Source organism: Jiangella asiatica (assembly GCF_004349065.1).
GTDB classification, from domain to species: Bacteria; Actinomycetota; Actinomycetes; order Jiangellales; family Jiangellaceae; genus Jiangella; species Jiangella asiatica.
In genome coordinates, this window is the sequence record NZ_SMKZ01000033.1 from 1 (window position 1) to 24,752 (window position 24,752).

Annotated in this window: 21 protein-coding genes and 1 pseudogene; 6 read left to right on the forward strand and 16 right to left on the reverse strand. The window is 67.3% G+C overall.

The features are described 5' to 3' along the window. Window positions 1-347: 347 nt before the first annotated feature. Entirely contained in the window at window positions 348-500 is a 153-nt protein-coding gene (locus tag E1269_RS32425) for a hypothetical protein (RefSeq protein WP_162606540.1), read from the reverse strand. A 96-nt stretch (window positions 501-596) separates the two neighbouring features. Next, on the reverse strand, window positions 597-1,154 hold the full coding sequence (locus E1269_RS20675) for a hypothetical protein (protein WP_131898045.1): 558 nt from the start codon (window positions 1,152-1,154) through the stop codon (window positions 597-599). 145 nt (window positions 1,155-1,299) lie between these two features. Between E1269_RS20675 and E1269_RS32995 the strand changes: the two genes are divergently transcribed. After that, window positions 1,300-2,658, forward strand: a complete 1,359-nt coding sequence (locus tag E1269_RS32995) for a helix-turn-helix transcriptional regulator (RefSeq protein ID WP_203433932.1) — start codon at window positions 1,300-1,302, stop codon at window positions 2,656-2,658. Window positions 2,659-2,902: 244 nt separating this feature from the next. Here the strand turns inward: E1269_RS32995 and E1269_RS20685 are convergent, their stop codons facing one another. The 6 genes from E1269_RS20685 to E1269_RS20710 all read right to left on the reverse strand — a co-directional run bounded on the left by E1269_RS20685 (window position 2,903) and on the right by E1269_RS20710 (window position 7,206). Beyond that, a complete protein-coding gene (locus E1269_RS20685) occupies window positions 2,903-3,577 on the reverse strand; it encodes a hemerythrin domain-containing protein (protein ID WP_131898047.1) in 675 nt (224 codons plus the stop codon). Between the two features lie 44 nt (window positions 3,578-3,621). Beyond that, a complete protein-coding gene (locus E1269_RS20690) occupies window positions 3,622-3,978 on the reverse strand; it encodes a hypothetical protein (protein WP_131898049.1) in 357 nt (118 codons plus the stop codon). Beyond that, complete coding sequence (locus E1269_RS20695) at window positions 3,975-4,616, reverse strand: hypothetical protein (protein ID WP_131898051.1); 642 nt, start codon at window positions 4,614-4,616, stop codon at window positions 3,975-3,977. The genes E1269_RS20690 and E1269_RS20695 overlap by 4 nt, the downstream gene beginning before the upstream one ends. A 450-nt stretch (window positions 4,617-5,066) precedes the next feature. Beyond that, complete coding sequence (locus tag E1269_RS33875) at window positions 5,067-5,195, reverse strand: hypothetical protein (protein WP_275264613.1); 129 nt, start codon at window positions 5,193-5,195, stop codon at window positions 5,067-5,069. A gap of 141 nt (window positions 5,196-5,336) precedes the next feature. Next, complete coding sequence (locus E1269_RS20705) at window positions 5,337-6,776, reverse strand: multicopper oxidase family protein (protein ID WP_131898055.1); 1,440 nt, start codon at window positions 6,774-6,776, stop codon at window positions 5,337-5,339. Beyond that, on the reverse strand, window positions 6,763-7,206 hold the full coding sequence (locus E1269_RS20710) for a hypothetical protein (protein ID WP_203433933.1): 444 nt from the start codon (window positions 7,204-7,206) through the stop codon (window positions 6,763-6,765). The genes E1269_RS20705 and E1269_RS20710 overlap by 14 nt, the downstream gene beginning before the upstream one ends. Window positions 7,207-7,346: 140 nt before the next feature. Between E1269_RS20710 and E1269_RS20715 the strand changes: the two genes are divergently transcribed. Then, the gene (locus E1269_RS20715) at window positions 7,347-10,097 is read left to right on the forward strand and encodes a helix-turn-helix transcriptional regulator (RefSeq protein WP_162606541.1); all 2,751 of its coding nucleotides are present in this window, start codon (window positions 7,347-7,349) and stop codon (window positions 10,095-10,097) included. 89 nt (window positions 10,098-10,186) lie between these two features. Here E1269_RS20715 and E1269_RS20720 read toward each other — a convergent pair. Continuing rightward, window positions 10,187-10,355: pseudogene (locus E1269_RS20720) on the reverse strand (IS701 family transposase); the annotation flags it as partial. A gap of 89 nt (window positions 10,356-10,444) precedes the next feature. On the opposite strand from E1269_RS20720, the gene E1269_RS20725 reads away from it, so the two are divergent. Further along, window positions 10,445-11,431 (forward strand): LacI family DNA-binding transcriptional regulator, encoded by a 987-nt coding sequence (locus E1269_RS20725; protein WP_131898061.1) that lies wholly within the window; start codon window positions 10,445-10,447, stop codon window positions 11,429-11,431. A 35-nt stretch (window positions 11,432-11,466) separates the two neighbouring features. Here E1269_RS20725 and E1269_RS20730 read toward each other — a convergent pair whose 3' ends face one another. Further along, window positions 11,467-12,162, reverse strand: a complete 696-nt coding sequence (locus E1269_RS20730; protein WP_131898063.1) for a DUF1961 family protein — start codon at window positions 12,160-12,162, stop codon at window positions 11,467-11,469. 335 nt (window positions 12,163-12,497) lie between these two features. On the opposite strand from E1269_RS20730, the gene E1269_RS20735 reads away from it, so the two are divergent. The 3 genes from E1269_RS20735 to E1269_RS20745 are packed head-to-tail and all read left to right on the forward strand — an operon-like array spanning window position 12,498 to window position 15,744. Beyond that, window positions 12,498-13,307: an SDR family NAD(P)-dependent oxidoreductase gene (locus E1269_RS20735; RefSeq protein ID WP_162606542.1), complete on the forward strand. Its 810-nt coding sequence runs from the start codon at window positions 12,498-12,500 to the stop codon at window positions 13,305-13,307. Continuing rightward, window positions 13,307-14,308 (forward strand): Gfo/Idh/MocA family protein, encoded by a 1,002-nt coding sequence (locus E1269_RS20740; RefSeq protein WP_131898067.1) that lies wholly within the window; start codon window positions 13,307-13,309, stop codon window positions 14,306-14,308. Before E1269_RS20735 ends, E1269_RS20740 begins: the two co-directional genes overlap by 1 nt. Window positions 14,309-14,346: 38 nt before the next feature. Beyond that, entirely contained in the window at window positions 14,347-15,744 is a 1,398-nt protein-coding gene (locus E1269_RS20745; protein WP_162606543.1) for a sulfatase family protein, read from the forward strand. Between the two features lie 84 nt (window positions 15,745-15,828). On the opposite strand, the gene E1269_RS20750 is transcribed toward E1269_RS20745, so the two are convergent. The 6 genes from E1269_RS20750 to E1269_RS20775 all read right to left on the reverse strand — a co-directional run bounded on the left by E1269_RS20750 (window position 15,829) and on the right by E1269_RS20775 (window position 24,718). Next, entirely contained in the window at window positions 15,829-16,869 is a 1,041-nt protein-coding gene (locus E1269_RS20750; protein WP_162606544.1) for a Gfo/Idh/MocA family protein, read from the reverse strand. Window positions 16,870-16,921: 52 nt separating this feature from the next. Further along, a complete protein-coding gene (locus tag E1269_RS20755) occupies window positions 16,922-17,764 on the reverse strand; it encodes a Gfo/Idh/MocA family protein (protein WP_131898073.1) in 843 nt (280 codons plus the stop codon). Between the two features lie 145 nt (window positions 17,765-17,909). Continuing rightward, on the reverse strand, window positions 17,910-19,349 hold the full coding sequence (locus E1269_RS20760) for a sulfatase family protein (RefSeq protein ID WP_131898075.1): 1,440 nt from the start codon (window positions 19,347-19,349) through the stop codon (window positions 17,910-17,912). Window positions 19,350-19,493: 144 nt separating this feature from the next. After that, a complete protein-coding gene (locus tag E1269_RS20765) occupies window positions 19,494-20,903 on the reverse strand; it encodes an alginate lyase family protein (RefSeq protein WP_131898077.1) in 1,410 nt (469 codons plus the stop codon). A 150-nt stretch (window positions 20,904-21,053) separates the two neighbouring features. Continuing rightward, on the reverse strand, window positions 21,054-22,490 hold the full coding sequence (locus tag E1269_RS20770; protein ID WP_131898078.1) for an alginate lyase family protein: 1,437 nt from the start codon (window positions 22,488-22,490) through the stop codon (window positions 21,054-21,056). 188 nt (window positions 22,491-22,678) lie between these two features. Then, entirely contained in the window at window positions 22,679-24,718 is a 2,040-nt protein-coding gene (locus E1269_RS20775) for an ABC transporter substrate-binding protein (RefSeq protein ID WP_131898080.1), read from the reverse strand. Window positions 24,719-24,752: the final 34 nt, after the last annotated feature.

Here is a 24,752-nt window from a genome sequence, read left to right on the forward strand (position 1 = left end):
GCGTCGCTTCGACATGGCGAAGCGTCCAACGCCCAGCGGTCAGCCTCGCGACGCCATGCCGATGCCCCGAGACACCCCTATTCCGATGTCGTGAGACACCCCATTCCGATGTCCTGCGCCAGGACACCGTCACCCCGACCACGTGAGGGCTCAGGACCTCCCGGACAGCCGGACCTACGAAGTCGTAGGTCCGGTTCTCTGTTTTTTGGGTTGGGGGCCGGGCGGGCGTCCGGTGAGCTGGTAGTGCCGGTAGCGGGCGATGTTCAGCGTCGCTACCGGCGTGCCGCGCAAGCCGATGGGCGTGTGCGGTGAGTGAGACGAAGCAGCGCACCGGAGCCCGGCGGAGGTCAGCGCGGTGGCGAGGTGAGGGAGAGGCCGGCCGTGTGCGCGACCATGCGGGCGACGATGCCGGACCAGCGGCCGACTCCATGGGGGTCGGCATGCGGGAGGACGGGGGTGGAGCAGGAGATGGCCAGCAGCGTGCCGTCTTCGGCCAGCAAGTGGTCGAGGACGTCGGTAGTCGAGAGATCCCGGTGCCGAGCTCCGAACCTCGACAGTCACATCCGGGTTGCCTGCAATTCAGGCAGTTCGGTGCTTCAAACCTTCCCCGTCGCGGCCGGAAGCCGGATCGGCTCACGCGACCCCAGGGCGAGGCTGCCGAGGGCGACGACCAACGCGACGTTGGCGGGGATTGCCACCGCGGCGATGTTGCCGATGTGGGCGATCGGCCAGCAGGCGATCGCGACGAGCAGCAGCACCGCTTGCCAGCGATGATCGAGCTGCCAGAGCGCGACCGCGATGAGGGCGAAGGAGAGAGGGAAGAAAAGTCCGAGCGGCTTGATCAGGTTGGCCGCGCCGGGCTGGTCGACGAGTTGGGTGTCCCCGAGCGACATGTGGATCGACTCGAAGCCGTAGGCGACGTTGCCGGCCATTCCGATCAGGCCGGTCAGCAGCACGGCGGTGGCAAGGCTCGACTCCGGCGAGAGCCAGGAGACGACCTTGAGCACAACGAAGCCGTAGCCGATCGCACCGAGCACGTGCAGGACACCGGCGAGCCCGCTGTCCCAGCCCTGGACGGCGTACGTCGAATCGGCGGCGAGATAGAGGAGCGGCGCGACCAGCAGCGAACCGGTCAACAGACGGGAGATGGTCATTGGATATGTCCTTTCACTGGGGTGCTCCGACGACCATCACGCTCTCCGCCGCAGCACCACCGGCGCCACGGGGACAGCCCTGGAGAGCAGAAATAGGGTTAACCCTTTCGCTGCCGGGCCCGTGCTCTGCCACGCTGGCGCCGTGATGACTCGGCTCCGAACCGTCGTGCCGCTCCTGCTGGTCAGCGTTGTCGTCTGCACAGTGTCAGTCGGGCTGGCCCACGGCATCTGGCTCTCGAACCTTCACAACGGCCTGCTCGCCCTCGCCTTCGGCTTCGTCGGCGGCTACGTCCTCGTGCAGCGGCCCGGTCACCGGGAGGGGGTCCTGTTCGTGGCCACCGGCCTGGTGGAGGCGGTGATGTTCACCGGCCGTCAGATCGGGCATTCGCCGACCTCGGATGCGGACCGGTGGTGGGGCTGGCTCGGCGTGTGGCCACTGGCGATCGCTCTGGCGCTGACCACCCTGTCGGTGCTCTGCTTCCCCAATGGGCGACTACCGTCGCCGGGCTGGCGCTGGGTCGCGGGCGTCGTCGTGGCCATCGCGGTGGTGTGCTCGGGTCTGTCCGCCCTCTGGCCCGTCGAGTACGACGCCACCGGGATGGTCACCCCACACCCGATCAACCCCGCCGATCACGCCGGAGCTGCGCGGGTATGGGACGCTATCGCCCACCCCGCCTACGCTGGCTTCCAGGTGCTGTGGCTGGTGGCGGTGGTGGCACGCTGGAGGGCCTCCGGCGGTCAGGTTCGGCGGCAGTTGACGTGGCTGCTGGGCGCGGCGGGGCTCTCGGTGCTCGCGCTGCTGGTCGGGCTCATCGGGTGGGGCACCCACCTGCCCGGCGTACTCTCCGCGGCGCTGCTGCCGCTGGCGGCGGGGTGGGCGATCCTGCACGGTCAGCAGCTGGCGGCGTACTCCGCGCTGACGTGGCTCTCCCGCACCGACACCACCTCTCCCGACCTGCCTGGCGATTTCGCCAAGGCGCTGGCCGAGGCGTTCTCCGCGCCGGGGGCGACGGTGTGGATGGGCGATGGGACGGCTCTCCACGCCGTCGGGGTGTGGCCGGAGACCTCCGCCGTCATCCCGCAGACGACGGCGGAGAGGCTGGCGGGATCACCGAGCCGTCACGCCCGGCTCGTTGAGCAGGGCGGCGCGGTGATCGGCGCCATCAGCGTCGACCGGGTCAGCACCGACCGGCTTTCCCTGGCCGAGCACCGGCTCTTCGCCGACCTGGTTGCCCAGGCGGCCCTCGTCCTGGACCACGTCAACCTGGCCGAGATCGTGGCCCGGCAGCGTCGGGCGGGCCGTCTCGACGGGCTCACGCAGCGTGAGGTCGAGGTGCTCGAACTGATGGCCCGCGGTCTCTCCAACCAGGCGATCTGCGAGCAGCTTCATCTCAGCGTCAAGACCGTGGAGCCGGCCGTCGGCAGCATCTACACCAAGCTGGGCCTGACCGCCGACGCCAACCGCCGCGTCCTCGCCGTACTGGCCTACCTCCGCGAGGGCTGAACCAACAGAGCACTCGGCCGACGGCCGCACGAGGTGATGCTGAGTTCGGCGCCGAGTACTGCTGTTCGTGAACGGACCAAGCCATACGTTGGGTAGCTACGGCAGGTCCAGACCGAGCCGTGCTCTGCAAAGGCAGCGGGTACCGACTACGCCGGAATCCCGAAACCAAGACCGAGCACCAATGGCAGGGCGGCCGCGACCTTGCTCAGAACTCCGGTGTGCCGCTGAGCGGTGCGGGATTCCATCATCCGTTCCCTCGGATCGGCTTCATATAGTGGCGGTATGCGCGCCGGCCGACGAGCGGCCACAGAATCCGGGCCGGTAGCGGCAGGGTGTTGAACATCATTGCCGCCTCGTCCGGTGTCGCGACCTCGAGCATTTGTCCGAGAGCGATCCAGCGCTGGGACGGGGTGAACTTCTCGAAGCCACGCTTGCCGACCTCCTCCCACTCCGACTTCGTGAGGTGGCGGTCGATCAGCGGCACCACGTCACGCTCCTCCTCGTCCAGGTGGTTCTCGACGACCTCGAGGAACTCGTCCAGGCGGCTCGCCAGAGTGGCCGCGGCCGCGGCCGTTGGCGCCGATGACCACGCTCTGGCCGCGCCTCGCATTCGCGTGACCGCGGTGTCGATGGCGCGGTGCTGCTGCTCCATCCGAGTCGCCATCGGTGCGTCGATCCCCGCGCGCTCCTGGACCAGTGGCCACACGTGGTCGTCTTCAGTGGTGTGGTGGATGTGCAGGCCGTCCAGCATGAATGCCAGGTGATCGGCGATCGCACCCACCTGGATGGTGTCCGACGGCGACGCGTCCGTCACGAGCTGCCGCAACAGGCGGAATTCGTGCCGGAAGATGCGGTGGATCAGCGGCATCTCCCGGGCGGCTGCCCCACCGGTGCCTCTCGTGTCGTCTGTTGCGGTCATCTGTATTTCCGTTTCGTCCGTCAGGTGTGCGTCCGGCGGTGCCGTCAGGTGACCTGTTCGGCTCTGTCTCGCCTGAACTCACGGAGCGTCCCAAGCTGGGCGACTGCCATCAACAGGCCGATCGTGAGGTACCAGACGCCGACTCGAGGCTGGGTGATGAGCGCGACGGAAATGAGGGCGACGACCTCGGCAGTCACCACCCACCATGCCCACAACCGCCGCTCCCGGTACGGCCCCACTAGCACGATTGTCGCCACGACGCCAAGGAGCGCGATCAGCACGAACAGTTCAGGCCGGATATCGTCGCCTGCGAAAACGAACGCTCCCACCGCATGGTTGAGCGCCCACAGGGCCGATAGTGCTGTTAGCAGCACCCAAGCGGCCTTGGTGATGCCCGTCATCGGTCTTCCTTCTCGGCGCCCTGGTCTTGTATCAGCGCTAAGCCGAGTGCCGCGAAGAGCAGCATCCACACCCCGATCGCGAGCCGCGCGACCACGAACGGCGCCATCAGGGCGGGCATCATCGGTACCAACACGTACGCCCCGGTGGCAAGCACGATCCACCGCCGCCAACCGCTCCATACCCCTGCTCGGGCGACGGCGACGCCGGCCGCGATGAGACCGACCGCGATCAAGGTACTTGAGATGGCGTAGAGGGCGTCGAGCGGCGCGGTGCGCGAGCTGGGGTAGGCCGCGTCGGCGGCGCTGATCCCGTACAGCTCGGTCGCGGCGAGCACCAGCATCGCGAACACCGCCACCCCCCAGCCCCAACGTCCGGCCCGGCCGACGCCGAGTACGCCTGTGGACCGCAGCGCGAGCAGCCCGACGGCCAGGCCGAGGTGCTGCGCGAAGAGCACGATCTGGACGACGGCGAACCCGCCGGTCGGCAGCGGGTAGCTGTAGGTGTCCTCGGGCACTTGGCCGGGATACATGATCAGGAAGATCCCGACGGCGGAGCCAAGCATGCCGGCGGCGAGGCAGATGAGCCCGGCACGCCGCACGGCGACCGCTGGAACGGTCCGAATCGCGTTGATGGTCATACGTCGCAGGCTAGGAACGAGCGCGCTCGGAGGAATCAGGTGATTCCCTATCCAGTGCGAACCGCCGTCGCCGCGGAGTCGGCGTTGGCCAGTGGCTTCTCGAGCGTCGGCCGAAGATTTCGCTGCGGCACAGATGCGGCGAGTATGAATGTGGCCAACAAGGCGTCGAACAAGATCGCGGTTCACAGTCCGTGGGGAGTAAAGAGTCCCGGACCAGCACTGCGGTGAACAGGAACGGGGAGAACGTGAGCCAGCGCCAGTGGCGACGGCCACCGGTACGCCGCAGATGCTCCGCCCAGCCGAGCAGCGCACCGATCCCCAAGCCGGGCAGGAGGATGTAGCCGAAGGCGTTGCATGAGACCCCGAAGAGGGCGACCCACGCCCTCGGCGAAGGTGAGCGGGCGCCGCCCGTCCAGCCGATCGCGGCCACCGCTACGACCCCGGTCAGAGCTACGAGCGCACCCGCCGCGCGGGCGAGAACACCAGCCACCGCGGGAGGAACGCACCCGATTCCCGCACGTACGCCGCATAGCCGAGCAGCAACCCGATGACGAGGCTGGGCAGCAGCATCAGCGTCATGGTGTACCAACCGAACGACGGGTCCGGCGGGCCAGCTGCGCCATCTAGCCGCGGAAGCAGGCCGCCCAGGTCAGCCCGCAGAGGCCACCCACCGCCAGATAACGTGCGGCGTACTTGCCGGTTGCGCGCGCATCGATCCCCCTACTCCGGAACGTTGCCGTCACCGATCCGGTATGGCACCGCGACGCCGTGGTACATCAGGTGAGCTACGAGGCCCTCGGCGGCATGGCCGAGGTGGTGGCAGTGGAACATCCACGCACCTGGGTTGTCGGCGACGAACGCCACCTCGTACGTCTCGCCCGGGGCGACATTGAGTGAGTCGACCCACCACGGGCTGCCCGTGGCCGGTTGCCCGTCACGGGACAGCACCACCATCCGGTGACCGTGCAGGTGCATAGGGTGGACGTCGGAGCGGCTGGTGATCGAGACCCGCACCACGTCCTTCTCGGCGACCATGAACATCGGCACGTCCGGGTAGAGGTGCCCGTTGATCGACCACCACAACCCGGGTCGACCGCGCACGAACGCGGGCCGGCGACCGATCGCATAGTCGAACCGTCGATCAGGCCGCTCTGGGTCGAAGCCCAACGGCGCCGGCTCGCCATAGGTCAGCGGATCCAGGCGCGCCTCCGGTCGCCGCTCGGCCGGGCTGTCCGGACCCAGAACCAGGGACGGGCCACTCAGCTCGACCCGGGCGCCGGACGCCGGCACGACCAGCTCCAGGTCCGCGCGTCCTCCGGCCGTGACCTGCACGTGGCGGTCGGTCACGGTCTCCGGCCGGTGCACGTCGCTGGCGTCGATGGCTGCGAGCCGGAACGGAGTACCGCTGACCCACGCCGATATCGGGCCGTTGCCGGTGTTGATCACCCGTACCCGCACCCGGTCGCCGGGTGTCGCGTCGACTGGAATCTCGCCGGTCGCTCCGTTCACGGTCCGGGTGCCGCCGTAGCTGTGCACGAGCGCCACCAGGTCCGTCGTTTCGGAGTCGAGTCCACCGCGGGGCTCCACCACCAGCGCGCCGATGAGGCCGCGCGGCACCTGCTCGTGGGACACCTGGTGGGAGTGGTACCAATAGGTGCCCGCCCGTGGCGGCCGGAAGCGGTAGGTGAACGTACTCCCGACCGGGACGGCGTCCTGCGTGACACCCGCGACACCGTCCATCGCGTTCGGCACCTCGACGCCGTGCCAGTGCAGCGTCGTCCCATCCGTGACCGACTCGTTGAACAGTTCGACCTCGACCAGCTGCCCGACTTCGGCCCGGATCACCGGCCCGGGCGAGGTGCCGTTGAGGGTGAGGCCGTGCATCTCCTGGCCGGAGTCGAGTCGGATCGTGTCGCTCCGGGCGATCAGCCGCACCCGCACATCGGGTGTGCCGTCGCCGGGTTCGGTGAGGTCGGGCACGGCGACACGGTGGTCGGGGTGGGCGTGCGCCGCACCGCCGCCGAGGTCGGGCGTGCCCATCTCGGCAACGGAGTACGAGCGCGGCACCAGGCTGGCCTGCCACATCCAGGCGAGCGGCGCGAGCAGCAGCGCGCAGCCGGTGAGGCCAGCGACGATCCGGCGGCGCCTAGACCCCCACATCGGCGCTCGCGGAGGGCCGCGGCTCGGTGGCCTCGCTCCGCGCCCGGTTGGCCGCCAGCAGCGCTACGGCGAAGATCAGCAGTGCGTTGGCGCCGTGCACCATGGAACTGATCGGCACTCCGCCTCTGGCTGTCATCCCGAGGATCACCTGCAGCACGATCAGGCCGAGCAGCGACGCGGCGATGACCACCCCGCGCGGTACCCGCGCGAAGAAGCTGACGATCAGCAGGATCACTCCCAGAAGCGGAATCAGCACCTGGCCGTTGATGCCGTGCACGATGATGCCGACGAGCTCGGGGAACGGCAGCGGACCGCCCTCCTCCTCCATGGTGGCCTTGTCGAGCACGCCGCCGTCCTGAATCCATCGACCGAGCCCGGAGAACATCCACGCGAGAGCGGCGGCCTGAACGACGACTTCGGCGGCGATCACGTAGGCGAGGACGCGGTAGGCGCTGCGCATAAGTTCCTCCTTGCTCGCGGCGGGGCCTGTTCGACGCTATGTGCACACGGGCCTCGAGGAATCGGGTGTTTCCCTACCTCGGTAACCCGACATTCTGGGACACTGGCGTCGTGCTCCCGGAGATCTTGGGCCGTGACTCCCTGCTGTCGGCCATGCAGCAGCTCCTCGGGCCGAGCGAAGAGCTGTCGGGCCTGCTGGTTCTCATGGGAGACCCGGGAATCGGCAAGACCACGCTGTGGCGGGCGGGACTCGACATCGCAACGGATGCGGGGAGCACGGTGCTGCGCTGTGCCCCCAATGCCGCAGAGGCATCGTTGGCCTACGCGGCATTGGCCGACCTCGCCGCGCAGGTCGACCCGGTCCTCCTGGATGTCCTCCCACCACCCCAGCGCTGGGCGTTCGAACAGGTGTTGCTGCAAGTCGACGAGCCGACGTCGGCCATCGACGCTCGTGCGGTGGGTGCGGCGCTGTTGTCGCTGCTCGAGGAGCTGGGTGACACCGCCCCCGTGCTACTGGCGGTCGACGACTGGCAGTGGATGGACCCCGCCAGCCAGGACGCCGTGGGCTTCGCCCTGCGCCGGGTCAGCACGCCGGTGGCACTGCTGGTCACCGTCCGAACCGGGCATCCGGAGATTCTCGCCCTCATCGAGCACGACCGCATCACGCGGCTGGAGGTGGGACCGCTGGAGCCGGTCGATCTCCACCACGTGCTCGAGTCGCGGCTCGAACGCACCTTCCCGCGCCCCTCCTTGGAACGGATCGCGGCTCTTTCCGGGGGCAACCCATGGTTCGCGCTGGAGCTGGCGCGCGCCTTCGACCCCGAGGACCGCGGCGACCCGGCCGGCCCGCTTCCCGACACGCTGGGACGATTGGTGGGTACACGCCTCGCTGGGGTCGACGAGCCGACCCGGCACGTCCTCCGGGCGGCCGCGGCGCTGGCCGACCCCCGCGTCGATTACATCCGGCCCGTCGTCGACGGCGACGACGTCGAGCTGCGACGTGGACTCGAGCACGCCGAGCGGGCTGGACTGATCGAGCTGCGCGGCAACCGGATCGGGTTTACCCATCCACTGCTCGCGGCCGGGATCTTGGACGACGTCCCCGCCCACGAGCGCCGAGAGCTGCACCGTCGGCTGGCCTCGGTAGTGACCGGCGTGGAGGAGCGGGCGCGCCACCTGGCGCTGGCGTCGATCCGCTCCGAGCCGGACACCCTCGAGGCGCTGGACCGCGCTGCCGTCCACGCGCGAGCCAGGGGCGCACCCGCGGCGGCGGCAGAGTTCCTCGAGCACGCGCTCCGGCTCGGATCGGCGAGCGAGGAGCGTACCCTCGCTCTGATCGGACACTGGTTCGACGCGGGGGACGTGGCGCGAGCCCGGTCACTCGCCGAGAAGGCGGTGGCCACCCTGCCGACGGGCCCGCCCCGGGCCTCGGCGTTGCGTTCGCTGGCCACCATCCGGTTGCACGATGACAGTTACCAGGAGGCGGCGGAGCACCTCGACGAGGCCCTTCAGGAGCCCGGCATCGACGGCCGCCTGCGCGGCGAGATCCTGGTCGAGTACATCTACGTGCTCGCAAACCTGGGCCGCATCCTCGACGCTCGGGCGCGAGCTGCGGAGGCGGTGGCCGAGCTGGAGCCGCTCGAGGCGCCGGGACTGCTGGCCAAGGCCCTGGCGGCAGCGGTGATGACCCGGTACCTCAGCGGCGATGGTCTCGACGAGTCGGCGCGGCTGCGGGCACTGGACTTGGAGCAGCCAGAGGAGTCGGTGCCGGTGATGCTGCGCCCGAGCCTCATCAGCGCGCTGCTCCTGGCGTGGTCTGGGCGGCTCGACGAGGGGCGGGCGGCGTTGCGGTCCGTGCGTCAGCGGTGTCTGGAGCGAGGCGAGGAGAGCGACGTCGTTCACAGCGCCTTCCACCTTGGGATCATCGAGTGCTGGGCGGGTGACCTGAGTGCGGCCCGGCTGGTGGCCGACGATAGCCTCGAGCGGGCGCGCGAGCTCGGCAGCGACATCGCGCGGGGGACGGCACTCGCGACGCAGGCCGTGGTCGCGGCGTATGCGGGTGACGTCGACGAGGGTCGGTCCGGCGCGCAGGAGGCGCTGGTGATCTTCAAGCGCGGGAGCTGTTTGGCCGCCATGGTGTGGCCGACCGTCACCCTCGGGCTGGTCGAGCTCTCGCGAGGTGATCACGCGGCGGCCGCCGAAATCCTGGCACCGATGGTGGCCGGCGCTCGCACCATGGGGTACGGCGAACCCACCGCTGCGCCCTATGCGGCCGACGCAGCGGAGGCCATGATCGGCGCCGGCCGCTACGACGAGGCGCGGGAGCTGGTCGAGCACCTGGAGGGTCAGGGCAGGCGCCTCGACCGGGCATGGGCGCTGGCGTTAGGCGCGCGGTGCCGAGCGCTGCTGCTCGCTGCCAACGGCGAGCTGAGTGCCGCGCTCGCCGCGGTCGAGCTCGCGCTCGAGGAGCACCGACGCCTGCCGATGCCGTTCGAGCGCGCCCGGACCCAGATGGTCTTGGGACAGGTCCAGCGGCGACGCCGCCAGAAGCGCGCCAGCGCCGCGACGTTCGAGCAGGCGCTGGCGACGTTCGAGGCCATGGGCGTGCGCCTGTGGGCCGATCGTGCCCGGAGCGAACTTGAGCGAGCCATGCCCGGCCCTGTCTTGGGCAACGAGCTGTCGCCGTCGGAAAGGCGGGTCGCCGAGCTCGCTGCCACCGGGCTCACCAATCGCGAGGTGGCGCAGACGCTGTGCGTCCATCCGAAGACAGTGGAAGCGCATCTGTCCCGTGTCTACCGCAAGCTCGGCATCGGCTCCCGGGCCGAGCTCGGTCGCAGTATGGCCGTGCCAGGCGCTCAGTGAGCGGTACGCGGACGTCGCATCCCGGGGTGGGCGGAGAGGTCTGGCGAACAGTTGATCACCGGTACTGGGCAACTAGTACTGCGACGGCGGTCGCTGATGGATCGCCGGACCAGCAGCCAGTGCCCGCGGCCGGGCCGCCAGGCGACCCGGACCCGGGACTCGTGCCCAGTCGTACTCGCGGGGGCCGGGTGCGCCGACTCCGACCGACAGCCGCCGCCACGCCCGCTCGGGCAGCTCGGCGATCAGGTCGTCGGCGCGCTCCATCGACGTAGGTGCTGGCCAGCCTCCGGAGTCGCTCACCATTTCGGTTCGGGCAGTAAGCTGCGATAGTGGCTACATCTCCGAACATGATCGCAGTCGCGCAGCACGCCGGCGTTTCGCTGGGCACGGTGTCCAACGTGCTCAACCGACCGGACCTCGTCGCTGAGGCCACCAGGGAGCGCGTGAACGCGGCGATCGCCGAGTTGGGGTTCGTCCGCAACGACACCGCCCGGCAGCTGCGGGTCGGGCGTAGCCGGACGCTGGGACTTGTAGTGCTCGACGTTGCCAACCCGTTCTTCACCGACGTCGCGCGAGGTGTCGAGGACATGGCCAACCAGCACGGCCTGGCGGTCATCCTGTGCAACTCCGACAAGGATGAGGACAAGGAGGCCGCGCACCTTGATCTGCTGGCCGAGATGCGCGTACGGGGCGTTTTGATCAACCCGATCGGCACGTCCGACGGGCGTATCAAGGCGCTGCGCGACCGCGGCACGCCGGTGGTGCTGTTCGACCGGCGCGGCGACTCGTCGGTGGAGTGTTCGGTCGCCGTCGACGACGTTCTCGGCGGCCGGCTCGCGGCCCAGCACGTCATCGACGCCGGACATCGCCGGATCGCGTTCGTCGGCGGGCCGTCGACGCAGCGCCAGGTACAAGAGCGCTACAACGGTGCGATGGAGGCGATCGCGGCGAGCGGGACCAACGCGCAGCTGACGGTCATCGCGGCGCCGGCACCGGACGTCGTCGGCGGGCGGCAGGCCGGCGACCGGATGATCGCCGGCGCCGAGCTGCCGACCGCTGTGCTGTGCGCCAACGACCTGGTCGCTTTGGGTGTGCTGCAGGCGCTGAGTCGGGCCAGCATCCGGGTGCCCCAAGACGTCGCGATCGTGGGCTACGACGACATCGATTTCGCCGCGGCGGCGGGCGTGCCGCTGACCTCGGTGCGCCAGCCGCGGCAGCTGCTTGGCCGGACCGCCGCCGAGCTGCTACTGGCCGAGACTGCGCCGGGCAAGCACGAACACCAGCAGGTGGTGTTCGAGCCGGAGCTAGTGGTGCGCGACTCCAGCGCCACATGACGTCGTCCATGTCGTGAGCGCGGCCAGGTCCAGGTTCATGCCGGCTGCACTCGATGCACCTCCAGGTTGTCGTACTCCGCGAGCAACGGCGCCATCTGCCGGAAGCCGATGCGGCCGCCGCCGAGGCGAGGGCCGTGGCGTTGCCCGTCATCGTGCCAGCTGAAGATCGGCAGGTCGTTGATGGAAAACGAGATGTATGGCCCGCACTTGACCAAGAGCAGCCGGTACGGCGGATCGGCGTCGTCAACGTCGGGAATGGGATCGGCTCCGGTCGCCACCAGATCGAAACCGTAGCTCTTGCGCAGGTTGCAGGCGTGGAAGGCGCGTTCTTCGCGGAGCTTGCGCCGGAAGTACGAGACGTGGAAGGCGTTGATCTGTCCGTGGTGGTATTGGTGGTACTCGCCGGTGCGCTCCTCCAGGCCTGGGTCGAAGATGTCTTCACCATTCCGGCCGGTGGCCGCGAAGAACAGCATGCACAGGCCGGGCTCACGTAACGGCCACACGTTCCAGGAGACCGCGATGTCCTCCGGGAACTCCTCCGGGCACCAGAAGACGAAGTTGGCCCGCTGACCCTCGGCGGGATCGATCACATTGGCCATCCGCATCCTGCCACGAGGGAAGGAAACCTCGGCATGGCCCTCGAGCCGGAAGCCCTCGACGTCGGCGTCCGATGCCAACGGGTTGCGGTAGATCTGATCGGTGATGCGGTACGAGCCCATGGTTCTGTCCATGTCGCCTCCTGGGTGACCACGACGTGCCTGCGTGCCGGCTGACGGTGCTAGTGAATCGCTACCTTTTCGCCTCGTCGCAAGTCGTCGCAGTTGAGCGGTAGGTATTGACACGATGGCCAACCCTCTGGTTAGGTCTCCGAACCCGGATTTGAACGTTTCATTGCCCCCAATGATAGGCCACCCCAGAGGCGGTCGGCACAACGTCGGTGGGCAGATCGACACAGGAGGTGCCATGTCGTCGGAGGATCCACGTTGTCCGTCGCCGAGCCGTGATCGGCGAAGTCGTGGGCCTTGCCGCCGTTGGTCGGCGGTGCTGACGCATGGCGAGGACATCGATGACTGACCTCGAGGGCCTGAGGTTCGTGATCACTGGTGCGGCGCGGGGCATCGGCGCTGCGACCGCACGGCTGGCGGCGCGGCGCGGCGCGTCGGTCATGGTGTCGGACGTGGACGACGGCGACGGCCTGCGCACGGTCGAGGCGATCCGCGCCGCCGGCGGCACCGCGGCCTACGAGCACTGCGACGTGTCCGATCCGGCGCAATTGCAAGGCTTGATGGAGGCGACGGCCGACACGTTCGGCGGCATCGACGTGCTCTACAACAACGCGGGGATCACCGAGCACGCCTTCACCTCAGACACGTCGCTCGAAACGATGAGCGTCGAGACGTTCGACCGGGTCTATGCGATCAACTTGCGCGGACCGTTGCTGGCGACGAAGTACGCGCTACCCCACCTGCGCCGCAGCGACCGAGCGTCGGTCATCAACTGTGGCTCGACCCGGTCGTTCCTGGGCTACCCGGACAATCTGGCGTACGGCTCGACCAAGGGCGGCGTCGCGCTGTTGACCAAGAACCTCGCCGTCGACCTGGCGCCGTACGGCATCCGCGTCAACTGCTGCTGCCCCGGCGGCACCATGACCACTTCGATGCGCAACCGGCTGGAGCACGCGGACGACCGCGAGGAGCTCGAGTGGGACCTGCGCAGCCGTTCGCTCCTGGGACGGGTCGGCGAGGCGCCGGAGATCGCCGAGGTCGTCTGCTTCCTCGCCAGCGACGCCGCCAGCTTTGTCAACGGGGTCGTCTGGCTGGTCGACGGCGGCGCGCTGTCCTGGCGCGACACGATCGACATCCTCGGCATGCGCTGATGACGCAGGTTCGGCTGGGCCTGGTCGGTGCCGGTGACGTCGCTGCCAAGCATCTGCAGGCGGCGGTCGGCCTCGGCGACGTGACGTTCGCCGGAGTCTACGACGTCGTGCCCGATCAAGCCGACGCCCTGGCTCGCGCCTACGACGTCCCCGCCTACGCCAGCTTCGACGCCATGGTCGACGGAGCCGGCCTCGACGCCGTCGTCGTCGCGGTACCCACCCTCGCCCATCCCGACGTGGTCCGGGCAGCCGCCGAGCGGAAGCTGCACGTGCTGGTCGAGAAGCCGATGGCTGTGTCGGTCGCCGACTGCGACGCGATGCTGGCGGTGTGCCGGGAAGCCGGGGTACTGGTCGGCGTCTGCCATGCCATGCAGCGCCAGCACGCCAGGCTGCGGGCGGCCAAGCGCGTCATCGACAGCGGCGAGCTCGGCGACGTCGTGCTGATGAGCGCGCGGCGCACCCTGCACTACCCGGCGGATCGACCGGCCTGGATGCGCCGCAGGTCGGCTGCCGGCGGCGGGGTCCTGTTCAACACCGGCACGTATGCGATCGAGGAGTTCCAGTGGCTCGCCGGGGCACTCATCCGCCGGGTGCTGGCGGCGGCGACCGGACCGCGTGACGCCGACGATGTCGAGACCGACGGCCTGGCTGTCGTGGAACTGGCGAACGGCGTTCATGCCAGCGTCGTCGAGCTCGGGTCGGGCTTCCCGCACACCGAGGAGATGAACGTCGTTCTGGAGAAGGGTGCGCTGCACCTCTCGCATGCGCATGGACTGTGGCGACACTCCGCCGGCGAGGCAATCCAGCTGGTGCCGCGGTCGGCGCCGCCCCAGGCCGACTACTGGCAGGCGCTGGCGTACCAACTGACCGACTTCGGCCGGGCGGTACGCGACCGGCGAACCCCCGAGGTTGATGGAGAGTGGGGACGCTCGGTGGTGGCGGCCGCCGTCGCGATCTACGACTCCGCGCGCTTCGGACGGCCGGTCCGCGTGCCTACATGACGCCAGGTGTGAACCCCTGTGGAGTGAGGAGACGGTCGATGAGCCGGGAGCGTCCGAGTGTGCTGTTCTTGTTCGCCGACCAACTGCGCGGACGCGACCTGGGCTGCATGGGGAATCCGGTGGTGCGCACTCCGTGGATCGACCAATTGGCGCACGAGGGAGTGCTGGCGCGTCGCTGCTACGCCAACTCACCAGTGTGTACGCCTAATCGGGGGACGCTGCTCACGGGCCTGTTCCCGCACGTCCATGGTGCCGTGGCGAACGACGTGCCGATGGCCGCTGATGTGCCGTCGATCGGCCGGGTCATGCGATCGGCCGGCTACCGTACCGGGTACGTCGGCAAGTGGCATCTGGACGGCGTGCCCCGCACGAAGTTCACCCCGCCGGGCAACCGCCGTCACGGCTTCGACTACTGGGCGGCCTACAACTGCGCGCACGACTACTTCCGGCCGACCTACTACCGTGATTCCGCGGAGCCCATTCTCGCCGGAGGCTACGAACCCGTCGTCCAGACCGACCTGGCCGTCGACTTCCTCGGCTCGGTGGCCGACGACGAGGCGTTCGTTCTGTTTGTGTCGTGGGGTCCGCCACACGACCCCTACGACCAGGTGCCCGACGAGTACCGCCAGCGGTACGATCCGCGCGAGCTCACCCTGGCGCCGAACGCGCGGACGGCCATCGACAATCCGCTGGCCCGCGACCTCGACCCGCACGAGACGCTCCGGTCGTACTACGCAGCCGTGTCGGCCATCGACGACCAAGTGGGCCGGTTGCTCGTCGAGCTGGATCGGCGCGGACGGCGGCAGGACACGATCGTGGTGTTCACGTCTGACCATGGCGACATGTTGTGGGCGCACGGGATGATGAAGAAGCAGCTGCCGTACGAGGAAGCGATCCACGTGTCGCTGGTAGTCCGCTGGCCGGAGCAGCTGCCGCCGCACGTACACGAGGCGCCGTGCTCGACCGTCGATCTCGTCCCGACCCTTCTCGACATGACCGGCCTGAGTGCACCGAGCCGGGCGCACGGTACGAGCCTACTGCCGCAGCTGCGCGGCGAGCGCGGTGAGGACCGGCCGGTCCTTATCATGAACCAGTGCCGCTTCGACGAGGCATTGGTGCAGGGGGTGCCCGAGTGGCGCGGACTGCGGACCGTGCGGTGGACCTACGCCGAGACGCTGGGGCGTGAGCCGTGGCTACTGTTCGACAACGATTCGGATCCGTGGCAGCTGGAGAACCTGGCCGGCAACCCGGCGTACCGCGACGTCCAGGACGCGCTGGCCAGTGAACTCGGCACCCGATTGGACGCCGTGGCCGACCCGTTCGCCGACACCCTGCACATGGTCGAGTACTGCCACGCGACCGAGGCGTGGGACGCTCGCGAGGCGTACATGGCAGCGAACGAGGAGGAACAGCGCCGGCTGGGAGTCCTGGACTAGTGACCCCGCGCGACCACGCACCCGTGCGCTCGTGTGGCGGCGTCATGGTGGCGACGATCGACCCGTCCGGTCCCGCCGACAGGGCTAGAGCAGGCCGGTTCGCTGGCGGGCGCGTTCGATGATGTCGATCTGGCGGCGGACGCTCTTTGGGGTGACGAACAGGTCTTCGCCGTCGCGCAACGTTCGGGCGAGGTGCTGGTAGTAGAGGAGGGTCCGTAGCCCGCTGCCCGGCGGCGTCTGAATGGTTTCTTCCTGCCAGGTGATCGTCTCCGGGCTCGGATATGCCCGCTCGGGTGCGGCACCCTCCACCAGCCGTGGCTCGTCGACAGTTGCCGGGTCATACCACGTGATGTGCAGACCACCGGCGACGCTCGCCAGGGTGCCGGTGGTGCCGGCGATGAACCAGGTGTTCTGTGGGGTGGCGATCGTGCAACTGGACTCAAGATCCACCAGCGGGCCGGTCTTCGGTTTGAGGACGAGTTTGACGTGGTCTTCGGCGTCACCGGCGGAAACCGTGTGGCGCAGGTCGGCCAGCAGCTCGATGGGGCCGTCGTCCAGAAGCAGGAGCAGTTGGTCGAGGAAGTGTGATGCCGTGTTCGACAGCTCGCCGCCGCCGAACGCGCGGAGTACTTGCCAGTCCGCGCGGCGGATGTAGCGGTGGATCGAGCGGCGGATGAGGACCAGCTCACCGAGCCGGCCGGAGTCGATGACTTTGCGGACGGCCATGAAAATGGGTTCGAACCGGTTGTTCTGGAAGCAGGTGACGATCCGGTCGGCCTTGTCGGCGGCCGCCATCAGCGTGTCGACGTCGGCCGTGGTCTGGGCCATCGGCTTCTCGACGACGACGTGCTTGCGGGCGTCGAGCGCGGCGAGGCCGAGCGGAACGTGCGTATGCGATGGCGTCGCCACGACGACAAGCTCGACCTGGGGGTCGCCCAGGAGGGCTTCGGGTTCTGAATACGTGGCGCAGGTGAACCTGCTCCTGGCTTCCGCGCGGCGCTCGGGATCCGGGTCGGCGACCGCGACAATCGTGTACTGGTCGAGCTCGGCCAACCCGGCGGCGTGGAGGTCCCACCCGCTGCGGCCGAGGCCGATCAGGCCGACCCGGATTGGTGTGTTGATCATGCGCGCCAGCGCTCCTTCTGTCGGTGGCGGAGGAGAGTTCGGTGGGGGTGGCTCAGATGGCCTCGGCGACCGCCTCCAGCAGCCGCACCGGTGGGATGAGCTGCTCGTACGGCATCGGTGGCTGTTCGCTCTCGACGGCGTGGAGGAAGTGGTCGATTCCGCGGGCGTTGTAGTCGAGCCCGAGAGTGATGTCCGTCGCGACGATGCCGTGTCGACCGGCCGCCGCGATGTGCCAGGGGATCCGGCCGTCGTCATCGGGCCGGACGAATGTCAGCACCAGCTGTGTTCCCGCGGCCTGGGTGGTGACGACGACAGTGTGTTCGATGGTGTCGACGTGGATGTCGCCAACCTCGGGATTGCCCAGCAGCTCCAGAGCGGGCTCGACGACATGCGGGCCGTAGAAGAACAGCCCGGCATGGGGGTCATCGGGATCCGCCGGACCGGTCATCGTCACGACCTGCAGGGCGCCGAGGCGCCCGGCCGCGTGTTTCACCTCGGTGATCTCACGGGCCAGGCGCACGGCTGACCAGGATGCGAGCACGCCCCCGCCCTTGGTGGCGGCGGTGATGATCGCTTCGGTGTCGGCGACGGTGGTGGCCGTGGGCTTGTCGACGAAGACGTGCTTGCCGGCCTCCAGCAAGGGCACCGCATTTTGTCGATGTAGGCCACCATGTCGATCGGCGACGACCGCGGCATCGACCAGGTCGATGAGGTCCTCGGCGGACTCGACAATGTGGTCGATCTGCCCCATGGCAGCCAACGTGCGGTTCTTTTCGGTGTCGCCGCCCGCCAGCGCAACGACGCGGCATCCTTCCCGGCCGTTGTCGACGTTGAGGTGACGGACGAAATAGTCGGTATGCGAGTTCTCGGTGCCGATCAGTCCGATGCGGAGCACGTCTTCCCTCCCGGGATGATGAAGCAGCGACCGTCAACCGGCCGCTGGAGGGAAGTCTCGTCGGAGCGAGCCGGTGGCCTTCGCTCGGCCTACCGGGCGCATTCTGCTGCCGCCACTCCGGACGGTCCGGCGTCGGGGCCGCCACTCACCATGCTGCCTCTCGTTCCTGACTGCGGTCCTCGGTTGCGACCAGGACGTCGAGCAGCTTCTCCTGCAGGCCGGCCCTGGTCGCGTGATGCTCTGGTTCGTCCCAAAGATTGGTCAGCTCGTTCGGGTCGTTCGCCAGGTCGTATAGTTCGCCTGTTCTCGGCCGAGCCGTCGCTGGATCTCCGTGGTGGACGACGATCTTCCACCGGTCGTGCCGAAGCATGGTCGTGTACACGCCCTGCTCGTAGGGTGCTCCACTGTTGCGGTACTCGCTCAATGCCCAGTCGCGCACCCACGGTGCCGTGCGTGTGACGAGGCCGAGCAAGCTGGCGCCTTGGTGCGTGGACCTGACCGCTACGCCGGCTGCCTCGAGGAGTGTCGGCGCGAGATCCACCCACTGGACGAGCTCAGGCCGTCGTTGACCGGGCGGGATGACGCCCGGCCAGCGAAGCAGCAACGGCACGCGGACAGCGACGTCGTACATCATCGGGCCCTTGAGCATGAGCTGGTGGTCGCCCAACATCTCGCCGTGATCACTGGTGAAGATCACGACGGTGTTGTCCGCGAGCCCTTCGTCGTCCAGAGCATTGAGAATGCGCCCGACTTCGTCGTCGACGAGCGTGACCATGGCGTAGTAGGCGGCCTTGGTCTCCTGCAGCTCGTCATCGGTGTAGTCCACGTAGCCCTTGGAGTCCGGGTACGACTCCTTGGACGCCTCGGTGTAGATCGGCGGCTTGGTCTCGAGCTCGTCGGTCGTGGTGACCGGACGCGACAGCGTAGCCGGATCGTACTGGTCCATGTACTCCTTGGGAGCACCGAACCCGGGGTGGGGATCGAAGAAGTTGGCGATGAAACAGAACGGCTTGTCCTTGTCCCGGCTGGACGTCAGATAGTCGATGGTCTCGTTGCCGACCCACCGGCTGTAGTGGGCTTCGGTCGGCATGGTGTCGAAGTCGACGTCGGAATCGGGGTCGAGCGCGGCCTCGTAGAGGTCCGGGCGGCTGGCCTTGAGCCAGCGGTGGTAGGCGTTTTCGGACGATCCTCTGTACGGGTCGTGTGCCCACCGGAACACGCGGAAGCCATCGTCGAGGCGTTGCTCTGTACGTCCGTGCTGACAGGCAGCCAGGTGTAGTTTGCCGACCAGGCCGCAGTCGTACCCCGCCTCGGCAAGGTCTTTCGTGAACAGCCGAGCATGGGCGGGAAGGGCAACTCCATTGGCCCACTCGCCATGCGCGTGGACGTACTGGCCGGTCATCAGGCTGGCGCGAGACGGGCCGCAGACGGGGTTCTGCACGTAGCAGTTCTCGAACAACACACCTTCGCCGGCGAGTCGGTCGAGGTTCGGAGTATTGATCTCAGGGTTGTCGTATGCCCGCAGCGCACTGAAGCGTTGTTGGTCGGTGCAGATCAGCAGGATGTTCGGTGGTGGTGTCTTCATTGCGTTATCGCTCCCGCGCGGTCGGTCACAATCAAGTTGGAGGACGCTGAACACGAAACAGTCAAGGCGGTGGCGGGCGGGGCCCCTGTGGGTGAGCCGGCAGGTGCTGAACCTGTCCGCCGAACAGCACGACGTCGCCGACAATCATTGGTCGTCGAGGTCCGGCCCATGGGTCAGGACCGCGGACCAGCCCCATGTTTCAGCATCGAAAATCACCCGGTCCCATGCCTGGAGTGCTTCCCTGATCTTGCCGTTCTCGGGATAGTGCCGGCCAGCCAGTTCCCACGAGCTCAGCTCGTGATTGTTGATGGCGTTGGCGATGCGATCGAAGCCAGGATTCTCCTGCTCATGGTCGTAGTACGGCGAGTTCACGGCCGAAGCTTGGCCGGTGATCCACCAGGGCGAATAGACGTCGAACGATATTTCGAGGTTCTCGCCGTTCGGGCCGACGTAACCGTAGTAGTCGACGTGGTTGCTTATAGTGCTGCGGGAATTCTTGTTGTTGTGCGTCATCTCAGCCATGAGCATCAACAGGCGAAGGTTGAGCAGGGTGTAGAGCATTCCGCGGTTGCCGTTGGTGCGGTACCTGTCCCAGATCTCACCGGGCAGCGGCGGCGGCATACCCGCGGTGAGGGTCGGGTCTTCCCAGCTGAGGTCGCTCGGCAAGCCGGTGCCGAGGTCGTCGGGCATGAGGATGCAGCCGTCGATGAGCGCCCGCAGGTTGAGCGCATGGTCGCGGCTGTCGATCGCGTACTCGACGAGGTCCTTGTTCCGCAGGGTGTAGCCGATCGCGGCGAGCCCGAGAGTCTGGGAAGTCAGGTGATTGTTGAAGTACTGCTCGCCGAAGAACGGGGCCGGGTTGTTGTAGTCGAACTCGGCCCACAGGCGCCGACACTCGAGAGTGGGTGCGATCATCAGCCGCATCCATTCGTCGACGTCCGCTCGCTCGTCCTGCCTCATCTCGTCCCAAACCATGGCGTAAGCGTCGGCGAACTTCGGCATGATCCGGCCTATCCGGAGCCCGGTTCCGTGCGGAAGGTTACTTCCCGGCCACACCTCGGCGGTCGGTGGCGCGACGTACGGACCTCGGTTTCCGGGCAACGTCAGGCGCGGCGGGTCGGGATACGGGTGATCGATCGCGTCGCGAGCCCAGCTGTGCAACAGTTCCTTGAGCTTGTCCAGAAAACGTTGCGCACCGGTGATCCGGTAACTGATCGCCAGGTCGCGGGCGTACCGACTGTGTGCACGGCCACGGGTGGAATAGGTATTCTCATTGGGCCCGTGGTAGCCCGCGAGCGACATGCTGAGCACCGCCTCAGCCTCGCCGAGTATGTTCAACCACGCGCTGTGGAACGGTTCGGTCTTTCGTGCGATCCGGTCTTTTGCGCGGTCCAGCATGTCATCTGTCGTCCAGATGACAGGTCCTGGGTCAGAACTGCTGTTGTTGTTCGACGCCTGCGCCGGAACAGGCACAGACGGTGCGGCCAAAAGGCCGGCAAGGCCGCCCATGACGGCGCGGCGAGATAGGTGGTGCGAGCTGGCATCGTACGACATCAGCGCCTCCAGTCATCTCCGGCGCAGCACCCTGTGCTCCGCCCGTGAACCGGTAAAGGCCCGCATGGAACCTTTCAGATGCGGCTCGGCCTCAGCCCGATACCCCGGCGTTGGCCGAGCTGAGTAGGTAATCTGCTGTGCGTTCGGGGGCTAGTCGCCCAAGTCCGAGCCATGGGTCAGGACGGCGGTCCAGCCCCAGGTGTCCATATCGAACAGCACTCGGTCCCACGATTGGAGTGCTTGCTTGATCTTGCTGTTCCCGGGATACTGCCGAGCGGCGAACTCCCACGAGCTGAGCTCATGAGTGACGCGGTCATTGGCGATACGGTCGAACCCGGGGTCTTCCTGCTCGTGATCGTAGTATGGCGAGTTGACCGACGATGCTTGGCGAGTGATCCACCAGGGTGAATACACTTCGAACGAGATCTCGAGGTTCTCGCCGTTCGGGCCGACGTAGTCGTAATAGTCGCGATATCCCTTGACCGAGCTGTGGGAATGCTTGTTGTTGTGCGTCATCTCTGCCATGAGCATCAAGAAGCGAAGGTTGAGCGTGGTGTAAAGCATTCCGCGGTTGCCGTTGGTGCGGTATCTGTCCCAGATCTCGCCGGGCAGCGGCGGCGGCATACCCGCGATGAGGGTCGGGTCTTCCTTGCTGAGGTCGCTAGGTTCGCCCGTACCGAGGTCGTCGGGCATGAGGATGCATCCATCGATGAGCGCCTGCAGGTTGCGCGGATGCTCTGCGCTGTTGATCGCATACTCGACGAGGTCCTTGTTCCGCAAGGTGTAGCCGATCGCGGCAAGAGCGAGGGTATGAGCAGTGAGATGATTGTTGAAGTACTGCTCGCCGAAGTATGGCGGTAGATTGATAACGCCGTCAGTGTGATGATATTCGAACTCGGCCCACAGGCGCCGGGACTCCAGAGTAGGTGCGATCATCAGCCGCATCCACTCGTCGACGTCAGCCCGCTCGTCCTGGCTCATCTCGTCCCAGACCATGGCGTAGGCGTCGGCGAACTTCGGCATGATCCGGCCGATTCTCAGGCCCGTGCCATGCGGGAGATTGCTGCCCGGGAACACCTCCACAGCCAGCGGGGCGATGTATGGGCCCTGCCCGCCAGGCAACGAAAGGCGCGGTGGCTCGGGGTACGGGTGATCGATCGCGTCGCGTGCCCAGTTGTGCAGCAGTTCCTTGAGCTTGTCGAGAAAGCGCCGCTCACCGGTGATCCGGTAGCAGATCGCCAGGTCGCGCGCGTACATGCTGTGTTCACGACCGCGGACGTAATAGGTGTTCTCATTGGGCCCGTGGTAGCCCGGAAGCGACATGCCGAGCACGTTTTCAGCCTGGCTGAGCGTCTTCAACCACGCGCCGTAGAACGGTTCGGTCTTGCGGGCGACCCGGTCTTTCGCGCGGTCCAGCAGATCGTTGGTCGTCCAGATCACTGGCCCAGGGCCTGGCGTGCTCGTCGTGCTGGTGGTACGGGTCGCGTGCGCGGCGCCGGAAAGGGCTGGAACAGCAAGGGCTGCAGTCAACCCTGCCACCACGGTACGACGAGAAACCTGGTTGTACGTGTTCGCGTCGGGCGGCATGCGTGCCTCCTAAAACATCTCTGTGGCGAAATGTCGTTGGCTCGTGTATTACCGATCAGGTGGAAAGAGGTCGATGTCCTGATGCGAGAACAAGCCCGATCTGAATAGTTCTGCCGAGGCTTCCGTCGAGCCGTGAGCCCCGTATCGACGCCCCCAACCGGGGCCACATGGATGACGATGTGCCGACCTCAGCTATCGGCAATGTAGTATTGCTCGGGTCGGGTGGGACCAGGGGTGGCGTAACGATCCGCGCTGGGCATCGACTCCGGCACATTGTGGAAGCTGTTGGCCACTATGCCGTAACCCTCGGCCGGTACGGCCGTGCCGATCACATAGAACTGTTCCTTCGCGATGGCGATGATCTCTTTGAAGAGTTCCGCGCGCTGGTCGGCGTCGACCTCCGATTGCAGCTGGTCGTAGAGTTCCAGCTGCCGCTTTGCGTGCTCGGGGGGCTCTTCGCCGTCTCGTCCATTCGAGACGTACCACAGCGACCAGAGCATCGCCCACCGCGAGCCCTTCTGATGGAACGGAAGGTAGTAGAAGCCGCTCGAGAGCTCGTCGCCCAGACCCCCGGCGCCGTTCCACACGCACGCGTCGTGGTCGTTGGCTTCTACTTGGGCTGTCCAGATCGTACGGTCTTGGCTGCTGACGTTGATGCGGACGCCGACCTCGGCCCAGTAAGCCTTGACCAGCTCCATGGCGGCCGGCCACGTGGGATTGACCGCGTTGAGCGCCACTTCGACATTGAACAACAGCGGTTGTCCGTCCGGACGCAGTCGGACGCCGCTCCCGTCACGGCCGGTGAGCCCGGCCTGGTCGAGATGCTGGTTGGCCAGGGCGACGTCGTACTCCAGATACTGCGTGCCGAACTCTTCGTCGTAATAGTCCGAGCCCGCCTTCGGCGCGCCCTGCCACGGCTCCCCTTGCTGCTGCCACACGGCCGCGATCATCTCGTCGCGGTTGATGGCGTGGGACAGTCCGATACGGAAGTCCTTGTTCTGGAAGAGTGCCCGCAGGGCGGGGTCCTTGTGGTTGAGATTGAGCATGATGATCATCTCGTTCATGGTCGAGACGACCAGCTCGTAGAAGTCGTAATCGCCCGTCTCTCGGCTCTGGGCCAGCACGGGCCGGTTGGTGGCGACGTTGAAATGACGTCCGTGGAAGTTGAGATCGCCGTTCGCGGCCTGGAGCATCATGACCTCGGTGTCTTCGACGACGTTGAAGACGACCTGGTCGATGTACGGTAGCTGGCTGCCCTCTGGATCGGTCTTCCAGTAGTAGGGGTTTCGAGTGGCGACGACGCGCGACCCGCTGGACAACGGCGTCGTGGCCTGCCAGGCGAAGACGACCGGCAGCTCCGGGCTGTCCCAGGGGTTGCGCTTGCGCTCCATCAGATCGAACCACGACCCCAGGCCCTCTTGGGCGACCAGCTGCTCGACATCGGGGTTGTACTTCGGATGGAACTGCTCGAGATAGTGCCGAGGGCAGGCGGTGATGTGGTAGCCCTCGGGGTCGGCCAGCTCGTCGAGGAAGACACCCTTCGGCTCGGCGAACGTGAACCGCACCGTGTGGTCGTCGACCTTCTCCAAGGTGGCGGGATTGCCCGCGGGGTCGAGGTACGGCTTGAGGCCGGGCACCGACGAGGGGATCTCCTGGTTCGAGAGGATGTCCTCGTAGGCGAAGACCAGGTCGTCAGCGGTGAACGGCTCGCCGTCAGACCACTTCATGCCGGCCCGCAGGACGAACGTGTATACCGTGCCGGTCTCGTCCATCTCGAAGGACTCGGCGATGTTCGGTATCACGCTGTCCCATGGCTGGTCCCAGCGCATCAGGCCGTCGTACCCCACGGTGTTGCGCATCCAGGCGATGTCGCCCGGGCCGGTGATGGCCGATGCCCAGGTTCCGCCGTACACCCCGAGCTCGCTGGTCGGCTCGATCACGAGCGGATTGTCAGGTAGCCGCTCTTCCAGCGGAGGGAGCTCACCAGCTTCGACCCGTTGGGCCAGATCCGGCGCCTCTTTGCCGCCCGGTGCGTCAGTGCCGCCCCGGTCGTCGGAACCCGCGGGGTCGGTGGACAGGTCACACCCGGTGAGCCATGCGGCGGCAAGCCCAGCGCCACCGGCCAACACGCTGCGCCGAGTGAGTTCGAAATTGCCCTTCCTCGTGGTGCCCATGCCAACCTCCGTACTAGTTCGAGTCCAGTGCCGACAGTCGCTGGAAGGTTTCAATTTGGGCGGAGGCTGCGAGCCTGTCTCACGCTCC